Source organism: Arthrobacter sp. C152 (assembly GCF_054890965.1).
Genome location: NZ_JBTZSU010000131.1, coordinates 1 through 251, shown reverse-complemented (window position 1 = coordinate 251; position 251 = coordinate 1). Strand labels below are relative to the sequence as shown.

At 67.7% G+C, this 251-nt stretch carries 1 protein-coding gene; it reads left to right on the top strand.

Annotation, left to right across the window (positions count from 1 at the left end; genetic code table 11):
- Nucleotides 1-251 (top strand): SufD family Fe-S cluster assembly protein (locus ACYSM9_RS22015; RefSeq protein ID WP_461859067.1); only part of this gene is annotated, 251 nt, incomplete at both ends.

Below are 251 nucleotides of genomic sequence, written 5' to 3'. Positions count from 1 at the left end.
AAGGTCGCGGTCGCGCGGCATGCGCAGAAGACCGATGCCTCGCAGTCTGTGAAGGCGATGCTGCTCAGCCGCACCGCGACCGCCAATGCCAAGCCCGAGCTCGAGATCTTCGCCGACGACGTCAAGTGCGCGCATGGCGCGACGGTCGGCGAGCTGGACGCGAATGCGCTGTTCTATCTGGCGTCGCGCGGGATCGCGCCGGCGCAGGCCAAGGCGATGCTGCTGCGCGCGTTCATCGGTTCGGTGTTCGA